The sequence below is a fragment of the Bradyrhizobium sp. USDA 223 genome, assembly GCF_044909005.1.
Lineage (GTDB): Bacteria > Pseudomonadota > Alphaproteobacteria > Rhizobiales > Xanthobacteraceae > Bradyrhizobium > Bradyrhizobium yuanmingense.
In genome coordinates this window covers 5912392-5929525 of the sequence record NZ_JBIYDR010000001.1, presented here as the reverse complement: position 1 = coordinate 5929525, position 17134 = coordinate 5912392, and the positions used below count along the sequence as shown (strand labels likewise).

At 64.8% G+C, this 17134-nt stretch carries 17 protein-coding genes and 1 tRNA gene; 6 read left to right on the top strand and 12 right to left on the bottom strand.

What is annotated here, in order from left to right:
• Window positions 1-76 precede the first annotated feature (76 nt).
• A complete protein-coding gene (gene truA, locus ABIA40_RS27660) occupies window positions 77-814 on the top strand; it encodes a tRNA pseudouridine(38-40) synthase TruA (protein WP_198399719.1) in 738 nt (245 codons plus the stop codon).
• A 173-nt stretch (window positions 815-987) separates the two neighbouring features.
• On the opposite strand, the gene dapE is transcribed toward truA, so the two are convergent.
• The 11 genes from dapE to rpmH form a co-directional block, all read right to left on the bottom strand.
• Window positions 988-2154, bottom strand: coding sequence for a succinyl-diaminopimelate desuccinylase (gene dapE, locus ABIA40_RS27655; RefSeq protein ID WP_271539470.1), 1167 nt, complete (start codon window positions 2152-2154; stop codon window positions 988-990).
• Window positions 2151-2756 (bottom strand): DUF805 domain-containing protein, encoded by a 606-nt coding sequence (locus ABIA40_RS27650; RefSeq protein ID WP_404544319.1) that lies wholly within the window; start codon window positions 2754-2756, stop codon window positions 2151-2153. Before ABIA40_RS27650 ends, dapE begins: the two co-directional genes overlap by 4 nt.
• A 148-nt stretch (window positions 2757-2904) precedes the next feature.
• Complete coding sequence (dapD, locus tag ABIA40_RS27645; RefSeq protein WP_157283364.1) at window positions 2905-3750, bottom strand: 2,3,4,5-tetrahydropyridine-2,6-dicarboxylate N-succinyltransferase; 846 nt, start codon at window positions 3748-3750, stop codon at window positions 2905-2907.
• A 235-nt stretch (window positions 3751-3985) separates the two neighbouring features.
• Window positions 3986-4678 (bottom strand): pyrimidine 5'-nucleotidase, encoded by a 693-nt coding sequence (locus ABIA40_RS27640; RefSeq protein ID WP_404544316.1) that lies wholly within the window; start codon window positions 4676-4678, stop codon window positions 3986-3988.
• A 14-nt stretch (window positions 4679-4692) separates the two neighbouring features.
• Window positions 4693-5679: a DUF1036 domain-containing protein gene (locus tag ABIA40_RS27635; RefSeq protein ID WP_404546371.1), complete on the bottom strand. Its 987-nt coding sequence runs from the start codon at window positions 5677-5679 to the stop codon at window positions 4693-4695.
• Window positions 5680-5837: 158 nt separating this feature from the next.
• Window positions 5838-6725 carry an acetylglutamate kinase gene (gene argB / locus ABIA40_RS27630; RefSeq protein ID WP_130363552.1) on the bottom strand — a complete coding sequence of 296 codons (888 nt, stop codon included), beginning with the start codon at window positions 6723-6725 and terminating at the stop codon, window positions 5838-5840.
• A gap of 196 nt (window positions 6726-6921) precedes the next feature.
• Window positions 6922-7287 (bottom strand): DUF423 domain-containing protein, encoded by a 366-nt coding sequence (locus ABIA40_RS27625; RefSeq protein WP_404546369.1) that lies wholly within the window; start codon window positions 7285-7287, stop codon window positions 6922-6924.
• Window positions 7287-7940 (bottom strand): ribosome biogenesis GTP-binding protein YihA/YsxC, encoded by a 654-nt coding sequence (gene yihA / locus ABIA40_RS27620; protein WP_404544314.1) that lies wholly within the window; start codon window positions 7938-7940, stop codon window positions 7287-7289. Before yihA ends, ABIA40_RS27625 begins: the two co-directional genes overlap by 1 nt.
• Before the next feature lie 135 nt (window positions 7941-8075).
• Entirely contained in the window at window positions 8076-9938 is a 1863-nt protein-coding gene (gene yidC / locus ABIA40_RS27615) for a membrane protein insertase YidC (protein WP_275507855.1), read from the bottom strand.
• A gap of 16 nt (window positions 9939-9954) precedes the next feature.
• Entirely contained in the window at window positions 9955-10341 is a 387-nt protein-coding gene (gene rnpA / locus ABIA40_RS27610) for a ribonuclease P protein component (protein WP_109145452.1), read from the bottom strand.
• Window positions 10342-10368: 27 nt separating this feature from the next.
• Window positions 10369-10503, bottom strand: coding sequence for a 50S ribosomal protein L34 (rpmH, locus tag ABIA40_RS27605; RefSeq protein ID WP_008542748.1), 135 nt, complete (start codon window positions 10501-10503; stop codon window positions 10369-10371).
• 350 nt (window positions 10504-10853) lie between these two features.
• Between rpmH and ABIA40_RS27600 the strand changes: the two genes are divergently transcribed.
• The 5 genes from ABIA40_RS27600 to ABIA40_RS27580 all read left to right on the top strand — a co-directional run bounded on the left by ABIA40_RS27600 (window position 10854) and on the right by ABIA40_RS27580 (window position 16239).
• Window positions 10854-12353: a HAMP domain-containing sensor histidine kinase gene (locus tag ABIA40_RS27600; RefSeq protein WP_275498345.1), complete on the top strand. Its 1500-nt coding sequence runs from the start codon at window positions 10854-10856 to the stop codon at window positions 12351-12353.
• 303 nt (window positions 12354-12656) lie between these two features.
• Window positions 12657-12733 (top strand) — tRNA-Arg (locus tag ABIA40_RS27595).
• An 84-nt stretch (window positions 12734-12817) separates the two neighbouring features.
• Window positions 12818-13174: a 6-carboxytetrahydropterin synthase QueD gene (gene queD / locus ABIA40_RS27590; protein WP_404544310.1), complete on the top strand. Its 357-nt coding sequence runs from the start codon at window positions 12818-12820 to the stop codon at window positions 13172-13174.
• A gap of 238 nt (window positions 13175-13412) precedes the next feature.
• Window positions 13413-15278 (top strand): tetratricopeptide repeat protein, encoded by a 1866-nt coding sequence (locus ABIA40_RS27585; protein WP_271539455.1) that lies wholly within the window; start codon window positions 13413-13415, stop codon window positions 15276-15278.
• 58 nt (window positions 15279-15336) lie between these two features.
• A complete protein-coding gene (locus tag ABIA40_RS27580; RefSeq protein WP_404544307.1) occupies window positions 15337-16239 on the top strand; it encodes a hypothetical protein in 903 nt (300 codons plus the stop codon).
• 58 nt (window positions 16240-16297) lie between these two features.
• Here the strand turns inward: ABIA40_RS27580 and ABIA40_RS27575 are convergent, their stop codons facing one another.
• Window positions 16298-17074 (bottom strand): IclR family transcriptional regulator, encoded by a 777-nt coding sequence (locus ABIA40_RS27575; protein WP_404544304.1) that lies wholly within the window; start codon window positions 17072-17074, stop codon window positions 16298-16300.
• Window positions 17075-17134: the final 60 nt, after the last annotated feature.

Here is a 17134-nt window from a genome sequence, read left to right as displayed (position 1 = left end):
CTTCTCGGTCAATCGGATAAGCTGCGGAGTGCTGGATTGCCCGCCTTCGCGGGCAATGACGACGAAACTGGACACGATGCCCCGCTACAAGCTCACCATCGAATATGACGGCGCGCCGTTTTTCGGCTGGCAGGTGCAGGACACGCTGCCGTCGGTGCAGGGCGCGCTCGAGGCGGCCGTGAAGGCGATGACCGGGGCGGATCTGCGCGTGCACGGTGCCGGCCGCACCGATGCCGGCGTGCATGCGCGCGGCCAGGTCGCGCATGTCGACGTCGACAAGCAGTTTCCGCCGGGCCGTTTTCGCGACGGGCTCAACGCGCATCTGCGCCCGCATCCGATCGCGGTGCTCGAGGCCGAGATCGTGCCCGACGATTTCGAGGCGCGCTTCTCGGCGGTTAAGCGCCACTACCGCTATCGCATCGTCAACACCCGCGCCAATCTCGCGCTCGATGTCGGCCACGCCTGGCGCGTGCCGCGCAAGCTCGACACTGAGGCGATGCATGCGGCGGCGCAGCGCCTGCTCGGCAAGCACGATTTCACCACGTTCCGCGACACCGAGTGCCAGGCCAAGTCGCCGGAGAAGACGCTCGACCAGCTCGACGTGATCCGCGATGGTCGCGAGATCAACGTCATCACCTCGGCACGCTCGTTCCTGCACAGCCAGGTGCGCTCGATGGTGGGATCCCTGGTCTGGGTCGGCGAGGGCCGCTGGACCGCCGACGATCTCTCCGCCGCGCTCAAAGCCCGCAACCGCGCCGCCTGCGGCATCGTCGCCCCGCCCGAGGGCCTGTATTTGATGAAGGTGGATTATTAGGCGAGCGGCGCAGAGAGCGGGCATGCTCTCGCCAAACCTCGGTGTCATGCCCCGGCTTGACCGGGGCATCCAGTACGCCGCGGCCTCTCGGCTCAATCACTGCCGTCTCTGGAATACTGGATCGCCCGGTCAAGCCGGGCGATGACGGTCGTGTTTGTGGAGGCAACAGTGCCTCAAGCAAAATACCGCGCCAAGATCCCGCGATACACCTTCGTCAACCTCTCCAAATCCGCCACCGGCACGCGTTCGTCGACCTGGTGCATGGTCTGCCCGACCAGACCGAACTCGATCACGGGGCAATAGAAGGAAATAAACCGCGCATCCGACGTGCCGCCTGAGGTCGACAGCTCGGGCTTGCGCCCCGTCACCTCCTCGATCGCGGAGACCGCGAGATCGGTGAACGGCCCCGGCTTGGTCACGAACACGTTCGAGTTGGAGGGCTCCCACACGATGCGGGCCTTGATGCGGTTGCCGCAGGCTTTGGCGAGACGCGTCTCGACCAATTCACGCAAGCTCGCCTGGGTGTGGTTGTCGTTGTAGCGGATGTTGAATCTTGCGCGGGCCTCGCCGGGGATGACGTTGAAGGCCTTGTTGCCGACGTCGACCGAGACGAATTCGAGATTGGACGCCTGGAATTGCGCGCTGCCATGGTCGAGCGGCTCGTCGGAGATCGCGACGATCAGCCGCGAGATGTCCGGCACCGGATTGGAGGCGCGGTGCGGATAGGCGACGTGGCCCTGCACGCCGTCGACGACGAGCGTGCCGGATTGCGAGCCGCGCCGGCCGATCTTGATGGTGTCGCCGAGCGTCTCGACGTTGGAAGGCTCGCCGAGCACGCAGTGGTCGAATTTCTCGCCGCGCTCGGCGGCCCATTTGAGCAATTTGATGGTGCCGTTGATCGAGACGTCTTCCTCGTCGCCGGTGATCAGGAACGAGATCGAGCCCTTACCGTCGCTGCGCGGCTTGCCGCCGTTGGCGGCGAGATGCTCCAGCACCGCCGCGACCGAGCAGGCGATGCCGCCCTTCATATCGACCGCGCCGCGGCCATGCAGCACGCCCTCTTTCACCTCTCCGGAGAACGCCCCGACGCTCCAGGCGCTCTCGTCGCCGGGCGGCACCACATCGGTGTGGCCGGCAAAGGTGATGTGCGGACTTTCCGTGCCGATCCGCGCATAGAGATTGTCGACGTCGGCGGTACCAGGCTCGCTGAAGGTCACGCGGTGACAGGTGAAACCGGCAGCGCCCAGGATTTTTTCGAGCACCCCGAGCGCGCCGGCATCGGCCGGAGTGACTGAAGGGCAACGGATCAGGTCGCGGGCAATGGAGAGAGCATCGGTCATGCGCCTCGCTTAACATGCATGCCGCCGGGTGGGCTAGCATGGAGCGGGACAATTTCGATCTCGCGGCCCTGGTCCCAGCGTCTCGCAGGCGGGGTCAGCGAGGAGTCGTTCTGGGCCAACGGATCCGGACCGAACCGATTGGGCCCCCGGGTGCCGCGCAGGAAGCCGGTCTCGACGAAGCCGGCTAGGGGTAGGACGAAACAGGCCAGCGCGATGGGCGCTATCCAGTAACTGTCTGGAAGTCGCTCTTCGAACTGCTTGAACAGACCAGGCATCACGAAGTAGGCGAGCAGCCACCAGGCGGACTTGTCGCGGTCGTGGAGACGCTTGACGAAGGTCGCGGCGAACACCCACGTGAACAGTGGCGTGCCGATCAGCTTGGTCAGGACCAGCGGGAGATCGGCGCGCGACAGCGCGCGATAAGTGTCTGGGTCGAGCACCTTGAAGATGTCGCTGATTGAAATGGCGAACGAGCCGGCGCCGAACGCGACCGCGATTGCCGCCATGAAGATCATCCAGCAGAGGATGATCAGCCCGGCCAGCCAGAATTTGGCGCGGCCAATGCGCCCGTCGAAGCGGAAAAGGTACCAAGTCCAATCCATGCGAGTGGCTCCGGGCGGAACGGAGCCGCCCGGACATTGGTCGCCATGGAGAGTGGGTGGGTTCGATCCTAGCAGCGAATGGTGAATGGCGAATGGGGAAGAGGGTCCGCGCCCTATTCGCCACTGGCTACTCGCTACTCGCCTGGCATCAATCCCGCAGCAGCTCGTTGATGCTGGTCTTGGAGCGCGTGCGCTCGTCGACGCGCTTGACGATGACGGCGCAGGCGGTGCTCGGGCCGATCTGGCCGTTCTTCATCGGCTTGCCGGGCAGAGCGCCGGGCACCACCACCGAATATTCCGGCACTTCGCCCATGAAGACCTCGCCGGTCTCGCGGTCGACGATCTTGGTCGAGGCTCCCAGGAACACGCCCATCGCCAGCACCGCGCCCTTGCGCACGATCACGCCTTCGGCGACTTCCGAGCGCGCGCCGATGAAGCAATCGTCCTCGATGATGACAGGCTCGGCCTGCAGCGGCTCGAGCACGCCGCCGATGCCGGCGCCGCCGGAAATGTGCACGCGCTTGCCGATCTGCGCACAGGAGCCGACGGTGGCCCAGGTGTCGACCATCGTGCTCTCATCGACATAGGCGCCGAGATTGACGAAGGACGGCATCAAGACGACGTTCTTGGCAATGAAGGCCGAGCGGCGCACCACCGCGCCCGGCACCGCGCGAAAACCGGCATCGCGAAAGCGGTTCGGGCCCCAGCCTTCGAACTTCGAGGGCACCTTGTCCCACCAGCTCGCCTTGCCGGGGCCGCCGCCAATGACGTCCATGTCGTTGAGGCGGAACGACAGCAGCACGGCCTTCTTCAGCCATTGATTGACCTTCCACTTGCCGTCGCTGCCGCGCTCGGCAACGCGGGCCTCGCCCTTGTCCAGGGTCTCCAGCGCCTGGTCCACGGCCTCGCGCACCTCGCCCTTGGTCGAGGTCGAGATGCCGTCCCGCGCGTCGAAGGCGCTGTTGATGGTGGATTCGAGGGCTGCAAGAGACATCGGGATTTCCTCTGGGAAGCGCGTGGTTTCGCGAGAATTGGAGCGCTTTTTCGGGATTTGCAGGGGTGGAGTCAAGGCAAACTCCACTATCGTCCCGGGGCGCGCGAAGCGCGAGCCCGGGACCCATAACCACAGGCGGTCATTTGGCGAGGACTCGGAGTTATCGATCTCGCGCCACAACCACTCCCTGTGGTTATGGATCCCGGGCTCGCTTCGCGCCCCGGGATGACTTCGGTCATTGGGGCGACAGCCCCGCCAAAAACCCCGCCAGATCATCCGTGACGTGGTCGACATGGGCGGCGTCGCGGCCTTCCAGCTCCCAGTCCTCGCGCACCACCTCCTTGGTGCCGTCAGGCACCACCAGCACGGTGGTCATGCCGAGCTGGTGCGGGACAGTGAGGTTGCGGGCGAGGTCCTCGAACATGGCGGCGCGGGTCGGATCGACCGCATGCTGGCCGAGGAACTTGCGGTAGGTCTGCTCCGCCGGTTTCGGTTCGAACTCGGCGGCGATGATGTCGAACACGCCGTCGAAATGGCCGGCGAAGCCGAGCCGCGCCAGCACGGCATCGACATGGTCGACCGAGCCGTTGGTGAGGATCAGCTTGCGGCCCGGCAGCTTTGCGATGGCCGCACCGAGCGCCGGATTCGGCTCCAGCGGCGAGTGGTCGATCTTGTGGACATAGGCGAGGTAGTCGTCGGCGGAGACGCCGTGCAGGGTCATCATGCCGCGCATCGTGGTGCCGAAGCGGTGATAATAATCTTTCTGGATCGCCCGCGCTTCCTCCGGGCCGACATTCAGCCAGTTGCAGACGAACTCCCCGATCCGCGCATCGACCTGCTGCCACAGATTGACGTGATGCGGATAGAGCGTGTTGTCGAGGTCGAACACCCAGGTGTCGACATGGCTGAAGCTGCGGGGTGGGCTCATCACAAGTCTCTCGCTCACGGTACGGCAAAGCGCAGCGTCTTGCCGCCGGTCGACATGTCTACCGCGCTGAAGCCCGTTGCCGCAAAGCCGCGCGCGCCGCAATCGGTCTGCTCGCTGGTCTCGAACTTGGTCTCGCGTGTGCAGAGCTGCCTGTCGCCGCCCCAATTCAGCGGCTTGTCCTTCAGCTTGACGATTCGGTTGTCGGCGTCGACCGCTTCCGCGAAGCTGAAGATCTGCTTCGGCTGGCCGGTCACATCGGGGTGCAGGCAGGTCTTGGGATCGATGCGATACCAGCCGCGGCTGGTCACGGCCTTGCCGTCGTCGGTCGCGATCGCCGCCATCACCTTGTGCGGCGTGTCGTTGCACCAGGTGAGGCCAGTCGCGGACGGCGTCTGCACCGCATCTACCATGGTCTTGAAGAAGTTCTGCGAGCCTACGATGTCGGACGACAAGCCCCGGCTCTTCAGGAATGCGGCCAGCGCGCTCTGCGTCTTCGGCCCATCGACGCCGTCGATCGGCGCGGCGTCGTAGCCTGCGATCACCAGGAGCCGCTGGATGCCGGCGAGGCGCGCCTGCTCGTCGTCATATTCGGAATCCTCGGCGAGATAAGCGACGAGGTTGCCGTCCGGGCTTTGCGTCGGCGTCACCTGCGTGAAGGGAACCTGCGTCTGGCCGCTGCGGCACTGCCGCGCCGCCGCGATGACGAAATTGTCCTGCGCGACGCACAGCATGTCGTTGCCGCTTTGCGGGATCGGGGACGCGCCGTAGACGCCGAGCGCGCGCGCGTTGAGCAGGATGCGGTCCGCGGTCAGCGTGCCCTGCACCACCACGCGGCAGGCCGCGGGATCGATCCTGAACCAGCCGCGCGTCGCGGTGGCCGCCTTGTCGTCGATGCCGATCGCGGCCTCGACCACATAGGACATGCGGTTGCAGATCTTGAGGTCGGCGATCGCTGGCGCGGAGGAGAAGAAGAAGGAGACAGCGGCCGCCGGCAGCGACATCAGGAAGCGGGTGAGGCGGGAGCGGCGGTGTTTCGACTTTCTCCGGTCGTCATGGCCGGGCTTGTCCCGGCCATCCACGTCTCGCTTCGGCAAAGAAAGAACGTGGATGCCCGGGACAAGCCCGGGCATGACGCCCTCTCTTCTTCGCTGCTCGTCTCTCACTTGTGGATCAGCGTGCCCGTGCCCTGGTTGGTGAAGAGCTCGAGCAGCACCGCGTGCTGCATCTTGCCGTCGATGATGACGACGCCCTCGACGCCCTGCTCCAGCGCGTAGATGCAGGTCTCGACCTTCGGGATCATGCCGCCGGAGATGGTGCCGTCGGCGATCAGTTTTCGCGCGTCCTTCACCGAGAGCTGCGGGATCAGCTTCTTCGACTTGTCGAGCACGCCGGGCACGTCGGTGAGCAGCAGCAGGCGCTTGGCTTTCAGCGCGCCGGCGACGGCCCCTGCAAAGGTGTCGGCGTTGATGTTCAGCGTCTGGCCTTCCTTGGAGGTCGCGAGCGGCGCCAGCACCGGGATCAGCTCGTAGCCGATCAGCTGGTTGAGCAAAGTGAGGTCGACCTTTTCAGGATCGCCGACGAAGCCGAGGTCGACCGCCTTCTCGATGTGCGAGTCCGGATCGACGATGGTGCGCGTCGTCTTGGTCGCCTTCACCATGTTGCCGTCCTTGCCGGACAGGCCCACCGCCTTGCCGCCGGCCTCGTTGATGTAGCCGACGATCTGCTTGTTGACGGAGCCGGCGAGCACCATCTCGACGATCTCGATGGTCGCGGCATCGGTGATGCGCAGGCCCGCGGCGAATTCCGAGACGATCCCAAGACGCTTGAGCATGGTCGCGATCTGCGGCCCGCCGCCATGCACCACCACCGGATTGATCGCGGTCTGCTCCAAGAGCACGATGTCGCGGGCAAAGTTCTTCGCGGTCTCCTCGTCGCCCATGGCATGGCCGCCGTATTTGATGACGATGGTTTCCTCGTCATATTGCTGCATGTGCGGCAGCGCTTCGGACAGGATGCGGGCCTGGTCGAGCGGAGAGATGTCGGTCATGTCGCGGTCTCGCTGGCGGATCGAATGGTGCGCGTTCTATCCGATTGGCGGGGACAGCGCAAAGCAGTCTTGGTGCCCCGGACGCAGCGCAACGCTCCTTAAGCGGTGCGCTGCAGAGCCGGGGCCCATGTCGCTTCTGGGTCCCGGCTCTGCGGAGCGTCACTGCGTGCCGCACCGCGTCCGGGACACGATAGCATCACCTTTTCGCCGCCACCGCCGCCACGCTTACCGCCAGCCAGCTCGCAATCATCACCATCCCGCCCGTCGGCGCCGCCATCGGAAACAGCGCGTGCCCGGCATATTGCCGCAAGGTGAGGTCGCCTGCGAACAGCGCGGCACCGATCGCGAAGCCGAACGCCGCCATGAGTCCAATTCCGTCGTGCAGAAGGCCGCGCGCGAGCAAGGCGATGGTCGCGAGCATGGCACTTGCATGAAACAGCAGCATGGCGCTGGCGGAGGCAAGACGGCTCGCGTCCGCGCCATGGGCGGACGCGGCGGCCAGCGCGACGCCGGCCGCACCCATCAAGCCGGCAAGCCCGATCAGCAGGCGCTGCGTCAGCATCACGAGGCCCGCTCTTCCAGCAGCTTCGCCATCGCGGCGCGAAGCTCGGCCATGCCGGTCGCGCTGCGCGACGAGGTCGCGAGCACGTTCGGGAACGCCGCCGGATGCTTGGCGAGCGCGGCCTCAGTCTCGGCGATGCGCGCTTGCAGCTCGGCGGCCTTCACCTGGTCGGCCTTGGTCAGCACGATCTGATAGCTGACGGCGGAGCGGTCGAGCGTCTTTAGCACCTCGAGGTCGACATCCTTGATCCCGTGCCGCGCATCGATCAGCACGTAGACGCGCGCGAGACTGGCGCGTCCCAGCAGGAATCTGTGGATTAGCTCGGTCCAGGACGCGACCTGGCTCTTCGGCGCCTTGGCATAGCCGTAGCCGGGCATGTCGACGAGGCGCAGGTCGTTCTTGCCGGGGACCTCGAAGAAGATCAGCTCCTGGGTGCGGCCCGGCGTATGCGAGGTGCGCGCCAGCGCGTTGCGTCCCGTGAGCGCGTTGATCAGGCTCGACTTGCCGACGTTGGAGCGCCCGGCAAAGGCGATCTCCAGCCCCGCCATCGGCGGCAGCGTTTCGATCGAAGGCGAGGCCCAGATGAACTGCCAGTCGCGGGCGAACAGCTTTCGCCCGGCCTCGATCAGCTTGTCGTCTGACTTGTCGGTCATCTGAAAGTCTATCCTCGCGTCATGGCCGGGCTTGTCCCGGCCATCCACGTCTTCACGGAGCAAGCTTCCAAAACGTGGATGCCCGGGACAAGCCCGGGCATGACGACGTGGAGGCAGCTCAGTTCGCAATGACGCTTACGTCGCCTCAGTCGTCACTTTTTTTTTGAACGAGTTCCGAATGTTGTCGAACAGCTCCACCTTCACGCCGTTGCGGCGCATGATGTAGCCCTGCTGGATCACCGAGAGCAGGTTGTTCCAGGCCCAGTAGATAACAAGGCCCGCCGGGAATCCCGCCAGCATGAAGGTGAAGATCAGCGGCATCCAGTTGAAGATGATCTGCTGGGTCGGATCCGGCGGCGTCGGATTCAGCTTCATCTGGATCCACATCGTGATGCCCATGATGATCGGCCAGATGCCGAGCGCGAGGTAATAGCCGAACACCGGAATCGTGGTCGGATCGAACGGGATCAGCCCGAACAGGTTGAACAGATTGGTCGGATCCGGCGCCGAGAGGTCCTTGATCCAGCCGAAGAACGGCGCGTGCCGCATCTCGATGGTGACGAACAGCACCTTGTAGAGCGCGAAGAATACCGGGATCTGGATCAGCACGGGAAGACAGCCGGCGACCGGATTGATCTTCTCCTTGCGGTAGATCTCCATCATCTCCTGCTGCTGCTTCACCTTGTCGTCGGGATAGCGCTCCTTCAGCGCCAGCAGCTGCGGCTGGATCGACTTCATCTTCGCCATTGAGGCGTAGGATTTGTTCGCCAGCGGGAAGAACAACAGCTTCACGATCACCGTCACCAGCAGGATCGAGACGCCGAAATTGCCGAAGAAGCGGAAGAAGAAGTCGAGGCCGAGGAACATCGGCTTGGTGAGGAAGTAGAACCAGCCCCAGTCGATCAGCAGGTCGAACTGGTTGAGGCCGAGCGCCTTGTTGTAGCCGCCGAGGCCTGCGAGCGGGAAGTTGATGCCGACCACGCCGGCTTCCTTGGCGCCTGCGAACAGCCGCGCGTTGGCCGTCGCGGTGCCGCCGATCGCGACGGTGACGGGGTCGAGCAGATAGTCGGTCTGGTAGGTATGGACCTTACCGACCGGGTTCGACGAGAAACGTGCCTGGAGCTGGGCGTTGGTATCCGGCAGCAGCGCGGAGGCCCAGTATTTGTCGGTGATGCCGAGCCAGCCATTGGTGGCCTTGAAGTTCACCTGCTTGGCTTCGTCGATCTTGCTGTAGGCATATTCCTGCAGCCTGTGTTCGCCCAGATAGCCGATCAGGCCCTCATGCAGGATATAGTAGCCGGAGACATGCGGCGCGCCGTGGCGCGAGATCAGCGCGAACGGATAGAGCGTGACGGGCGCGTTGCCGACATTGCTCACCTCGTCCTTGATGGTGAAGAGATAATGATCGTCGACGGCGATGGTGCGGCGGAAGGTCAGGCCGTCGCCATTGTCCCATTTCAGCACCACGGGCGTCGACGGCGTCAGGCTGCCGCTGCCCTCCTGCTGCCAGACGGTCTGGGCATCCGGCATCTTTGCCGTCACGCCCGTCGCCGCGACCCAGCCGAACTCGGCGTAATAGGGCTCCGCCGTGCCCGACGGCGAATAGAGGACGATCGGGGGCGATTTCGGATCGACCGTCTCGCGATATTGCACCAGCGCGATGTCGTCGATGCGGCCGCCCTTCAGCGAGATGCTGCCGGCGATCCGCGGCGTCTCGATCTTGACGCGCGGGCTCGCTGCAATGGCAGTCTCGCGCGAAACGACCGCTTGGGGCGGGCTCGCGGCCGGCGTCGACGGCTGGGCCGCGCCGGGCTGCGGCGCGCTGCCCGGCGTCGGGGACGCGCCCGGCTGCGGCGTGCTGCCCTTCTGGAGCTCGGACTGCGCCTGCTGCTGGGCGCGCTGCTTCTCCATCTGCGGCACGTTGTAGAAATACTGCCAGGCGATCAGCACCAGGCCGGACAGAATGACGGCGAGGATGGTATTGCGATTGTCGGTCATCTCGATTGTCTCGTCATCAATCCGGTTTGCGGCTGGTCGCTGCGGCGTGACCCGGCCTGTGGCCGCGCGCTTTGGCCGTATGCCGCGCGGGCTTCGTGAACGCTATGCGCAGATCGTCGAGCATGGTGGCGAAGTCGCGCGAGAGCGCGTCCTTTCGTCCGACCAGGACATAATCATGGTGGGGCTGCATCGATGTCGGATCGAGCCGCTTCACCAGTTCGCGCAACCGGCGCCGGATGCGATTGCGCTCGGGGGCGTTGCCGTTCTTCTTGGTGACGGTGAAGCCGATCCTGACAGGGCCGGAATCATCGCGGCGGCGGCTTTGCAGGACGAACGCGGGACTATTCACCCGCGCGCCATTGGCAACGGCGAGGAAATCCGCCCGCTGCCTCAGCCGATCCATGATGAAATCCCAAAAAGGGGGTCCGGCTCAGGCGCTCAGACGCTTGCGGCCGCGGGCGCGGCGGGCGGCGAGAACCTTGCGGCCGCCGGCAGTGGCGAGACGGGCGCGGAAGCCGTGACGGCGCTTGCGCACCAGTTTGCTGGGTTGATAAGTCCGCTTCACGGGTTTTTCTCCGCTGACCGGGCAATTTGCCTGTAGAATTGATGGTAAAGTCCGGAAGATGCGGCCCAAAACGGGCCCTTTTTCGGCCCCAAGAGAGCCGCTCCCGGTGTCGCACCGGGTCATCGCGGACAATTCGCGCGGCTTATAAGGGAGCGCCTTGTCTTCGTCAACGCCGCACAAGCGCGCGATTGTGGTGAATATCGCTGTTTGCGCGGCGTTTTTAACCATTGAGGTGGCGACTCGCGCTATCAGCGCTTACATCACACCTCGGCAGATTAGCGATCCGTAATTTGACCGGACATCGGTCGGGTCGCATCCTCCATCAGCCAAGGCCAACAGGGGCGAGTTTCGTGCCAGCCACAGATCGCCAGCCGATCCAGGATCTGGATCAGCCAGACCAGCCTGCGACGCGGCCCCGCGGCTCGCGCGGGCTCGGGTTGTCCGGCAAGCTGCTGCTGCTCACCATTCCCTTGGTGATGATCGCCGCGGTGCTGCTCTACGTGCCCGCCATCGCGAATTTCTGGGTCAATCGGCTGAACGACCGCGTCGCGGCGGCCAACACCGCGGCGCTGGTGCTGGATGCGGCGCCGCTCGGCATGGTCCCCGATTCGCTGTCGCGGCAGATCCTCAAGAGCATCAATGCCCGCGCCGTCGCCATCAAGATGGGCCAGCAGCGCCGGCTGCTCGCCAGCGACAACATTCCCGCCGCCATCGAGCACGACATCGACCTGCGCGACATGACGGCCTGGGAGGCGATCACCGGCTCGTTCCGGATGATGCTGGAGACCGGCAACCAGGCGATCCGCATCGTCGGCCCCGGGGTCGGCAATGCACAGTTCATCGAGATCGTCACCGATGAGCTGCCGCTGCGGAAGCAGATGTACCGCTTCTCCCGCAACCTCGTCGTGGTCGCGCTGATCATCGCGGTGCTGACCGCGGGCCTCGTCTATCTCGCGCTCCATTATCTCTTCGTACGGCCGATGCGGCGGCTGACCGCGAGCCTGGTCGGCTTCCACGAGAATCCCGAGAGCTCGGCCGGCATCATCGTGCCGAGCCAGCGCAGCGACGAGATCGGGGTCGCCGAGCGCGAATTGTCCGACATGCAGCGCGACCTGATGTCGATGCTGAATCAGAAGAGCCGGCTTGCCGCCCTCGGTCTTGCCGTCTCCAAGATCAACCACGATCTGCGCAATCTGCTCGCCTCGGCCCAGCTGCTGTCGGATCAGCTCGCCAGCGTGCCGGATCCGCGCGTGCAGCGCTTTGCGCCCAAGCTCGTCCGCTCGCTCGAGCGCGCCATCGCCTTCTGCCAGTCGACATTGTCCTACGGCCGCGCCCAGGAGGCCGCGCCCGACCGCCGCATGATCCTGATCGAGCCTGTGGTGATGGAGGTGCGGGAGACCGCGGGACTCGCCAACGAGGCCTCGATCGCCTGGGTCGCTGCGATCGAGCGCGGGCTCACGGTCGATGCCGACCCTGACCAGCTGTTCCGGGTCTTGCTCAACCTCGTCCGCAACGCCGCCCAGGCGCTCGAAAGCCATGCGGCGGGTGAGGGGCGCGTGCAGCAGATCCGGATCACCGGGAAGCGCGAAGGCGCCGTCGCCATTCTCGAGGTCTCCGACACCGGCCCCGGCGTCCCCCCGAAGACCCGGGAGCGCCTGTTCGAGGCCTTCCAGACCTCGGGCCGCCCCGGCGGCAGCGGCCTTGGCCTCGCCATCGCCGCCGAGCTGGTCCGCGCTCATGGCGGCGAGATCCACCTGGTCGAAGGCACCATCGGCGCCACTTTCCGCATAGTCATCCCCGACCGTCCCGTGGAACTGCTCTCCATCCGCAACGAGCGCCAGAGAGCGTAAGTCGGCCAGCGGCCGAGCGTGCGGTATTCGTTTCCGAGGACCTCGCCTACCCACCTCTCGTCATTCCGGGGCGCGTGTAGCGCGAGCCCGGAATCCATAACCACCAGTCGGGGTTATGGATTCCGGGCCTGCCCCTTCGGGGCATCCCGGAATGACACCGAAACCGTCATCTACCCTGCAAAAACTCCCCCTCCCGGACCTTGCCAATCGGGACAAGAGCGGCTAGTCAGAGCGCTCTTTCGCACCCCCTCCGGCTCCGCCGGGGGCTGCCTGCGGGCCCTGCCCGCGCTGTTTGCGAAACACGCGCCCGTAGCTCAGCTGGATAGAGCATCAGACTACGAATCTGAGGGTCGGACGTTCGAATCGTTCCGGGCGCGCCATTCTTTGCCGAAAGGTCAGGACAGGACAGCATCTGGTCGCCAGACCGGCCCGAGACCGGATGGCCATGCCGTGTGGGGAGCTGGATGAGGATATCGCAGGCGTTCAAGTTCGAGGCGGCGCATCGGCTGCCAAACGTGCCCGAGACTCACCGGTGCAGCCGGCTGCACGGTCATTCCTATCGGGTCGAGGTCCAGCTGGATGGGCAGGTCGACCCGCACACCGGCTTCGTCGCTGATTTCTTCGATATCGAAGCAAGCTTCGCCGGCATCATGGCGGCGCTGGACCACCAGTGCCTGAACGAGGTCGACGGCCTCGCGAATCCGACCGCCGAGAACATCGCGGTCTGGATCTGGGACCGCTTGAAGCCCAGCCTGCCACTGCTGTGGGCGGTCCGCGTCTATGAAACGACGGATTGCTGGGCCGAATATCAGGGGCGGTGACGACGGCCCGCTGACCCCAGCGCCGGCCTCACCGTCGCCATATGGGAACCCGCAGGGCAACTCAGGATCAGCCATATGAGCAGAGTGGTGCTGCTTGCGCGCCGCCGGACGGATCTCATTACTCACGAATATATGAGCTGTGTTGATAACCGCATGCGGGTTGGAAGGTTTAATTTCAAGCTGGCGTAGAATGTCCGCAATGCCAGTTGTGCCTGGCCCCTGTACAGGGAAACTGTTGATGGAACGCAAGCTCGCCGCGATCATGGCTGCCGACATCGTCAGCTACAGCCTGATGATGGCCGAAAACGAGGCCTCCACCTATAAAGAGCTGCGCACGGTCTTCGACAATCTGATCGAGCCCACAGTCGCGCAGCATGGTGGACGCATCTTCAAGAAGACCGGGGACGGGTTTCTGGCGATGTTTCCCAGCGTCAACGAAGCCGTTGATGCAGGCACTGCCATCCAGCAAGGGTTCGACAACGCCCCGTTTGAGCTGCGCATAGGCATCAACCTCGGTGATGTCATCGAGGACAATGGCGACATGTACGGCGACGGCGTTAATGTCGCCACACGGCTTGAGACGATGGCCGATCCCGGTAGCATCTTTGTTAGCGGCGCTGTCGTCATGGCCGCAGACCGCAATCGCGGCGACGTGTTCGCGCGTGTGGGCCGCAGGCGCGCCAAAAACATTCCCGAGCGTCTTAATGTCTACCGGGTCCGGCGCGCGCAATCATCATGGTATCGCTGGCGAAAAGTCCCGCGCGTTCTACGCGGTACCGCTGCGCGCTGGTCATATGGCGTCGCCGCCGTAGCCCTTGTCCTCATCGGCACCCAAATCCAACCACTTTCCCTGGCGGCGATGGTCAGCCGGCTCCCGGCCGCGCTATCTTTCGACCAGACCCGCGCCGACCCGCGGCCGTCAGTTGCGGTCATGCCCTTTGCGACCATGGGTGGGGACCAATCGTACTTTGCAGACGGGCTGACCGAGGATGTGACCACCGCGCTTGCAAGGAATTCCGAGCTTCAGATCATCGCGCGCGACTCCACCTATGCTGTGCGCGGGCAAGACAGCGATATGCGCAAGCTCGGGGCAAAGCTGGGCGTTTCCTACGTGGTGGAAGGCAGCGCGCGCCGCGAGGGCGACCGGCTGCGCGTCTCGGCGCAGCTGATCGACGTGAAATCGGGCGCGCACCTTTGGTCGCGCAGCTTCGACAGGCAGGTTGCCGACGTCTTCACCGTACAAAGCGAGCTGACCACGGAAATCGTCGCCCAGCTCGCGCCGTATATCGGCCGAAATGAAGCCATCGCTGCCGCGCAACGTCCGACCGACAACCTTCAGGCTTACGATCTTCTCCTGCGGGCCCGTCATCGATACCGGCATGGCGTCCAGGATGCGGAAGCACTTATGGAGGCACGCGGCCTATATCAGCGCGCGCTGGAAATGGACCCGGCCTATGCCACCGCCCGTGCGGGCTTGGCCCTCACTTACATCGCGGATGTGGCCAAGAGGTCGAGTGGTCGGGCGACAGCGCATGAGCTGGAACTAGGTCTTAGCGAAGCGCGCCAGGCTGTGCGCCTCGATCCCAATCTCTCGCTCGGCTATCAGGTGATCAGCTTCGGGCTGGCGGTGCAGGGCGATTATGCGGGCGGCTTGCAGGCCGCCAAGCGCGCCGTCGAACTGAATCCCAATGACCCGGACAGCATGATGGCATTGGCAAAAGCACAAGTCCGTTTCGGGGACTACGCGGACGCCGTTGCCAATGCCGAGCGGGCGCGTCGCCTTCATCCCATGGCGCCGGAATATTACGCCTATGTGCATGGCCAGGCTCTTTACGCCGCTGATCGTCGCGATGAGGCGGCTACCGTGATCTCCGAATGCCTTGTAAGGGCGCCGCGCGATGCCAACTGCCTGCTCATCCAGGCTGCGCTGCAAGGGCGGCGCGGTGATATAGAAGCGGCGCAGCTGACGATGGCAAGCTTGGTAGGGGCGCAACCGACGTTTTCGTTGGAGGCAGAGCGCTCTTATCGCCGGTTTGGCAACAAGCCGCTCATGGAGCAGTTTTTAAAGGACCTGACGGTGGCGAAGGCACCGGGGGCTGCATAATAGGATTTTTTTCATTTTCATCTCGTCGGGCGCACCGTTTCGATAGTAAGTTCCTCCGATGCGCACGATCGATCATCTATTCTCCCGCCTCGTTTTATTTCTTGCCATCGCGGCCGCCCCGGTGCTTCCCGCGCGCGCGGCCGAAACCTGCCCGTTCATCAGCGCCCAGGAGCTCGCCCGGGCGATGCCGGCGCTGAAATGGTCGCTGATTTCGAACCAGGACGGCCGCGGCTGCATCTACCAGGCCGGGCGCGGCGACACGATGATGCTCTCCGTGTTCCGCAATCCCGACAAGGACCGCGCCAGGGAATTGTACGCGACCTTCGTCAAGACGCTTGGCGAACGCATGCCGCTGAGCGCAGTGTCCGGAATCGGCGACGAGGGCCAGGGTGGAACGAGCGCGGCGGGCGCGGAGCGCCAGGAGGCCTCGGTCGTCGCCCTGTCCGGCGATTACATCCTGCAGATCAGCGTCTATCCGATCGGCCGGCGTGCCGATGATGCGCTGCTCGCGCCGATCGCCGAAGCCGCGCGCGTTGCCGTCGGCAATGTGAGCAGGAGCAGCGAGCGGTTCGGCAATTGCGAGTGGCTCACGGCCGCCGATGCCGACGGCTTTCTCGACAACAGCACGCTGACGGTGCAGCGGACCGGAGCAGGCAGCTGCATGATGTTCGATCGTGAGGCCAACACCATGACCGTCGCGGTGATCACGACCTCGCGCGATACCGCCCTCGGCATGATGAAGCGCGCAGGCCCCTGCACGCACGTGGCGATCCCCGAGCTCGGCCGCGAAGCCTTCGGCGAGCATTCCTGTACCAAGGGCAACGGCAACGCCGTCAACATCCACGTCTGGAAGAACGGCCGGCAGGCCTCGATCCTGTTCGCCCCGGTCAAGCCGCATCCGCAGTCCGGATCGGTCGAGCGCCTGAAGGCGGTGGCCGCGCGGGTCTATGGGAAACTGTAAGGGGACGTGACCTCTTCCTCCAGCTGACGGGCAAGCGGCTGCGCCTCGCCGCTCGGCTTCACCGCCCCGCCAGCACCTCCTTGCACTTGGCCGCGAACGCGTTGAGGTATGCGCCGAGCTCGCTCGCCAGCGCGTCGGAGCGCTCGACGTTCTGCAGGCTCATGTTGAGTGCGTAGACCGGAAGGCACTCCAGCACGATGGGCGTTGCGACGGCGAGAACGGCGGGCTGCCACGACACCGCGCAATAGCCGTCGTGCTCGACCGAGCTGATCGATTGCCTGACCTCCGCCAGCAGCGCTCTGGTTGCAGCCGCGCTGCGCCGCTTGAACTGCTTCAGCAATCGTTTGCGCTCGGTCTCTGTAGTGCCGGCGAGATAGGCGCGACCCAGCGACGTCAGCTCCATCGGCACCTGCTGGCCGGCGACCACGTTGCGCAGCGCCGCGCGAGGGCTGTAGCGGATCGATTCCAGATAAACCATCATGGTCCTATCGGCAGTCGCGAGCCCGACATTTAGCCGCCGCCTAGCCGATTCCGCGCGCATCATCGGACCGATCGCGTTGAGCACGGGCGATCCCGTCCGCATGGCGTGACCGATGCTGATGACCGATGCGGCAAGGCGGTAGGCCCGCTCGCTGCGGACTTCGTCGAGCATCCCGGAATTGACCAGCGTCCGTGTCAGCCGGCTGACCGTCGATCGCGGCAAGCCTGTTCGCTCTACGATCTCGCCGTTGCCGAGCGTATCGACGCCGGGGCGGAATGCCCGGAGGATCTCGATGCCCCGCTCGAGCGAGCGGTTGCCATCGATCCCGCCCGCATATCTGCGCGCCCGTGCCATCTTTGATCTCCCCCGCCGTTTCCACTCAGTGGAATTAAGGGGATGTCCGGCCGGCTGCAA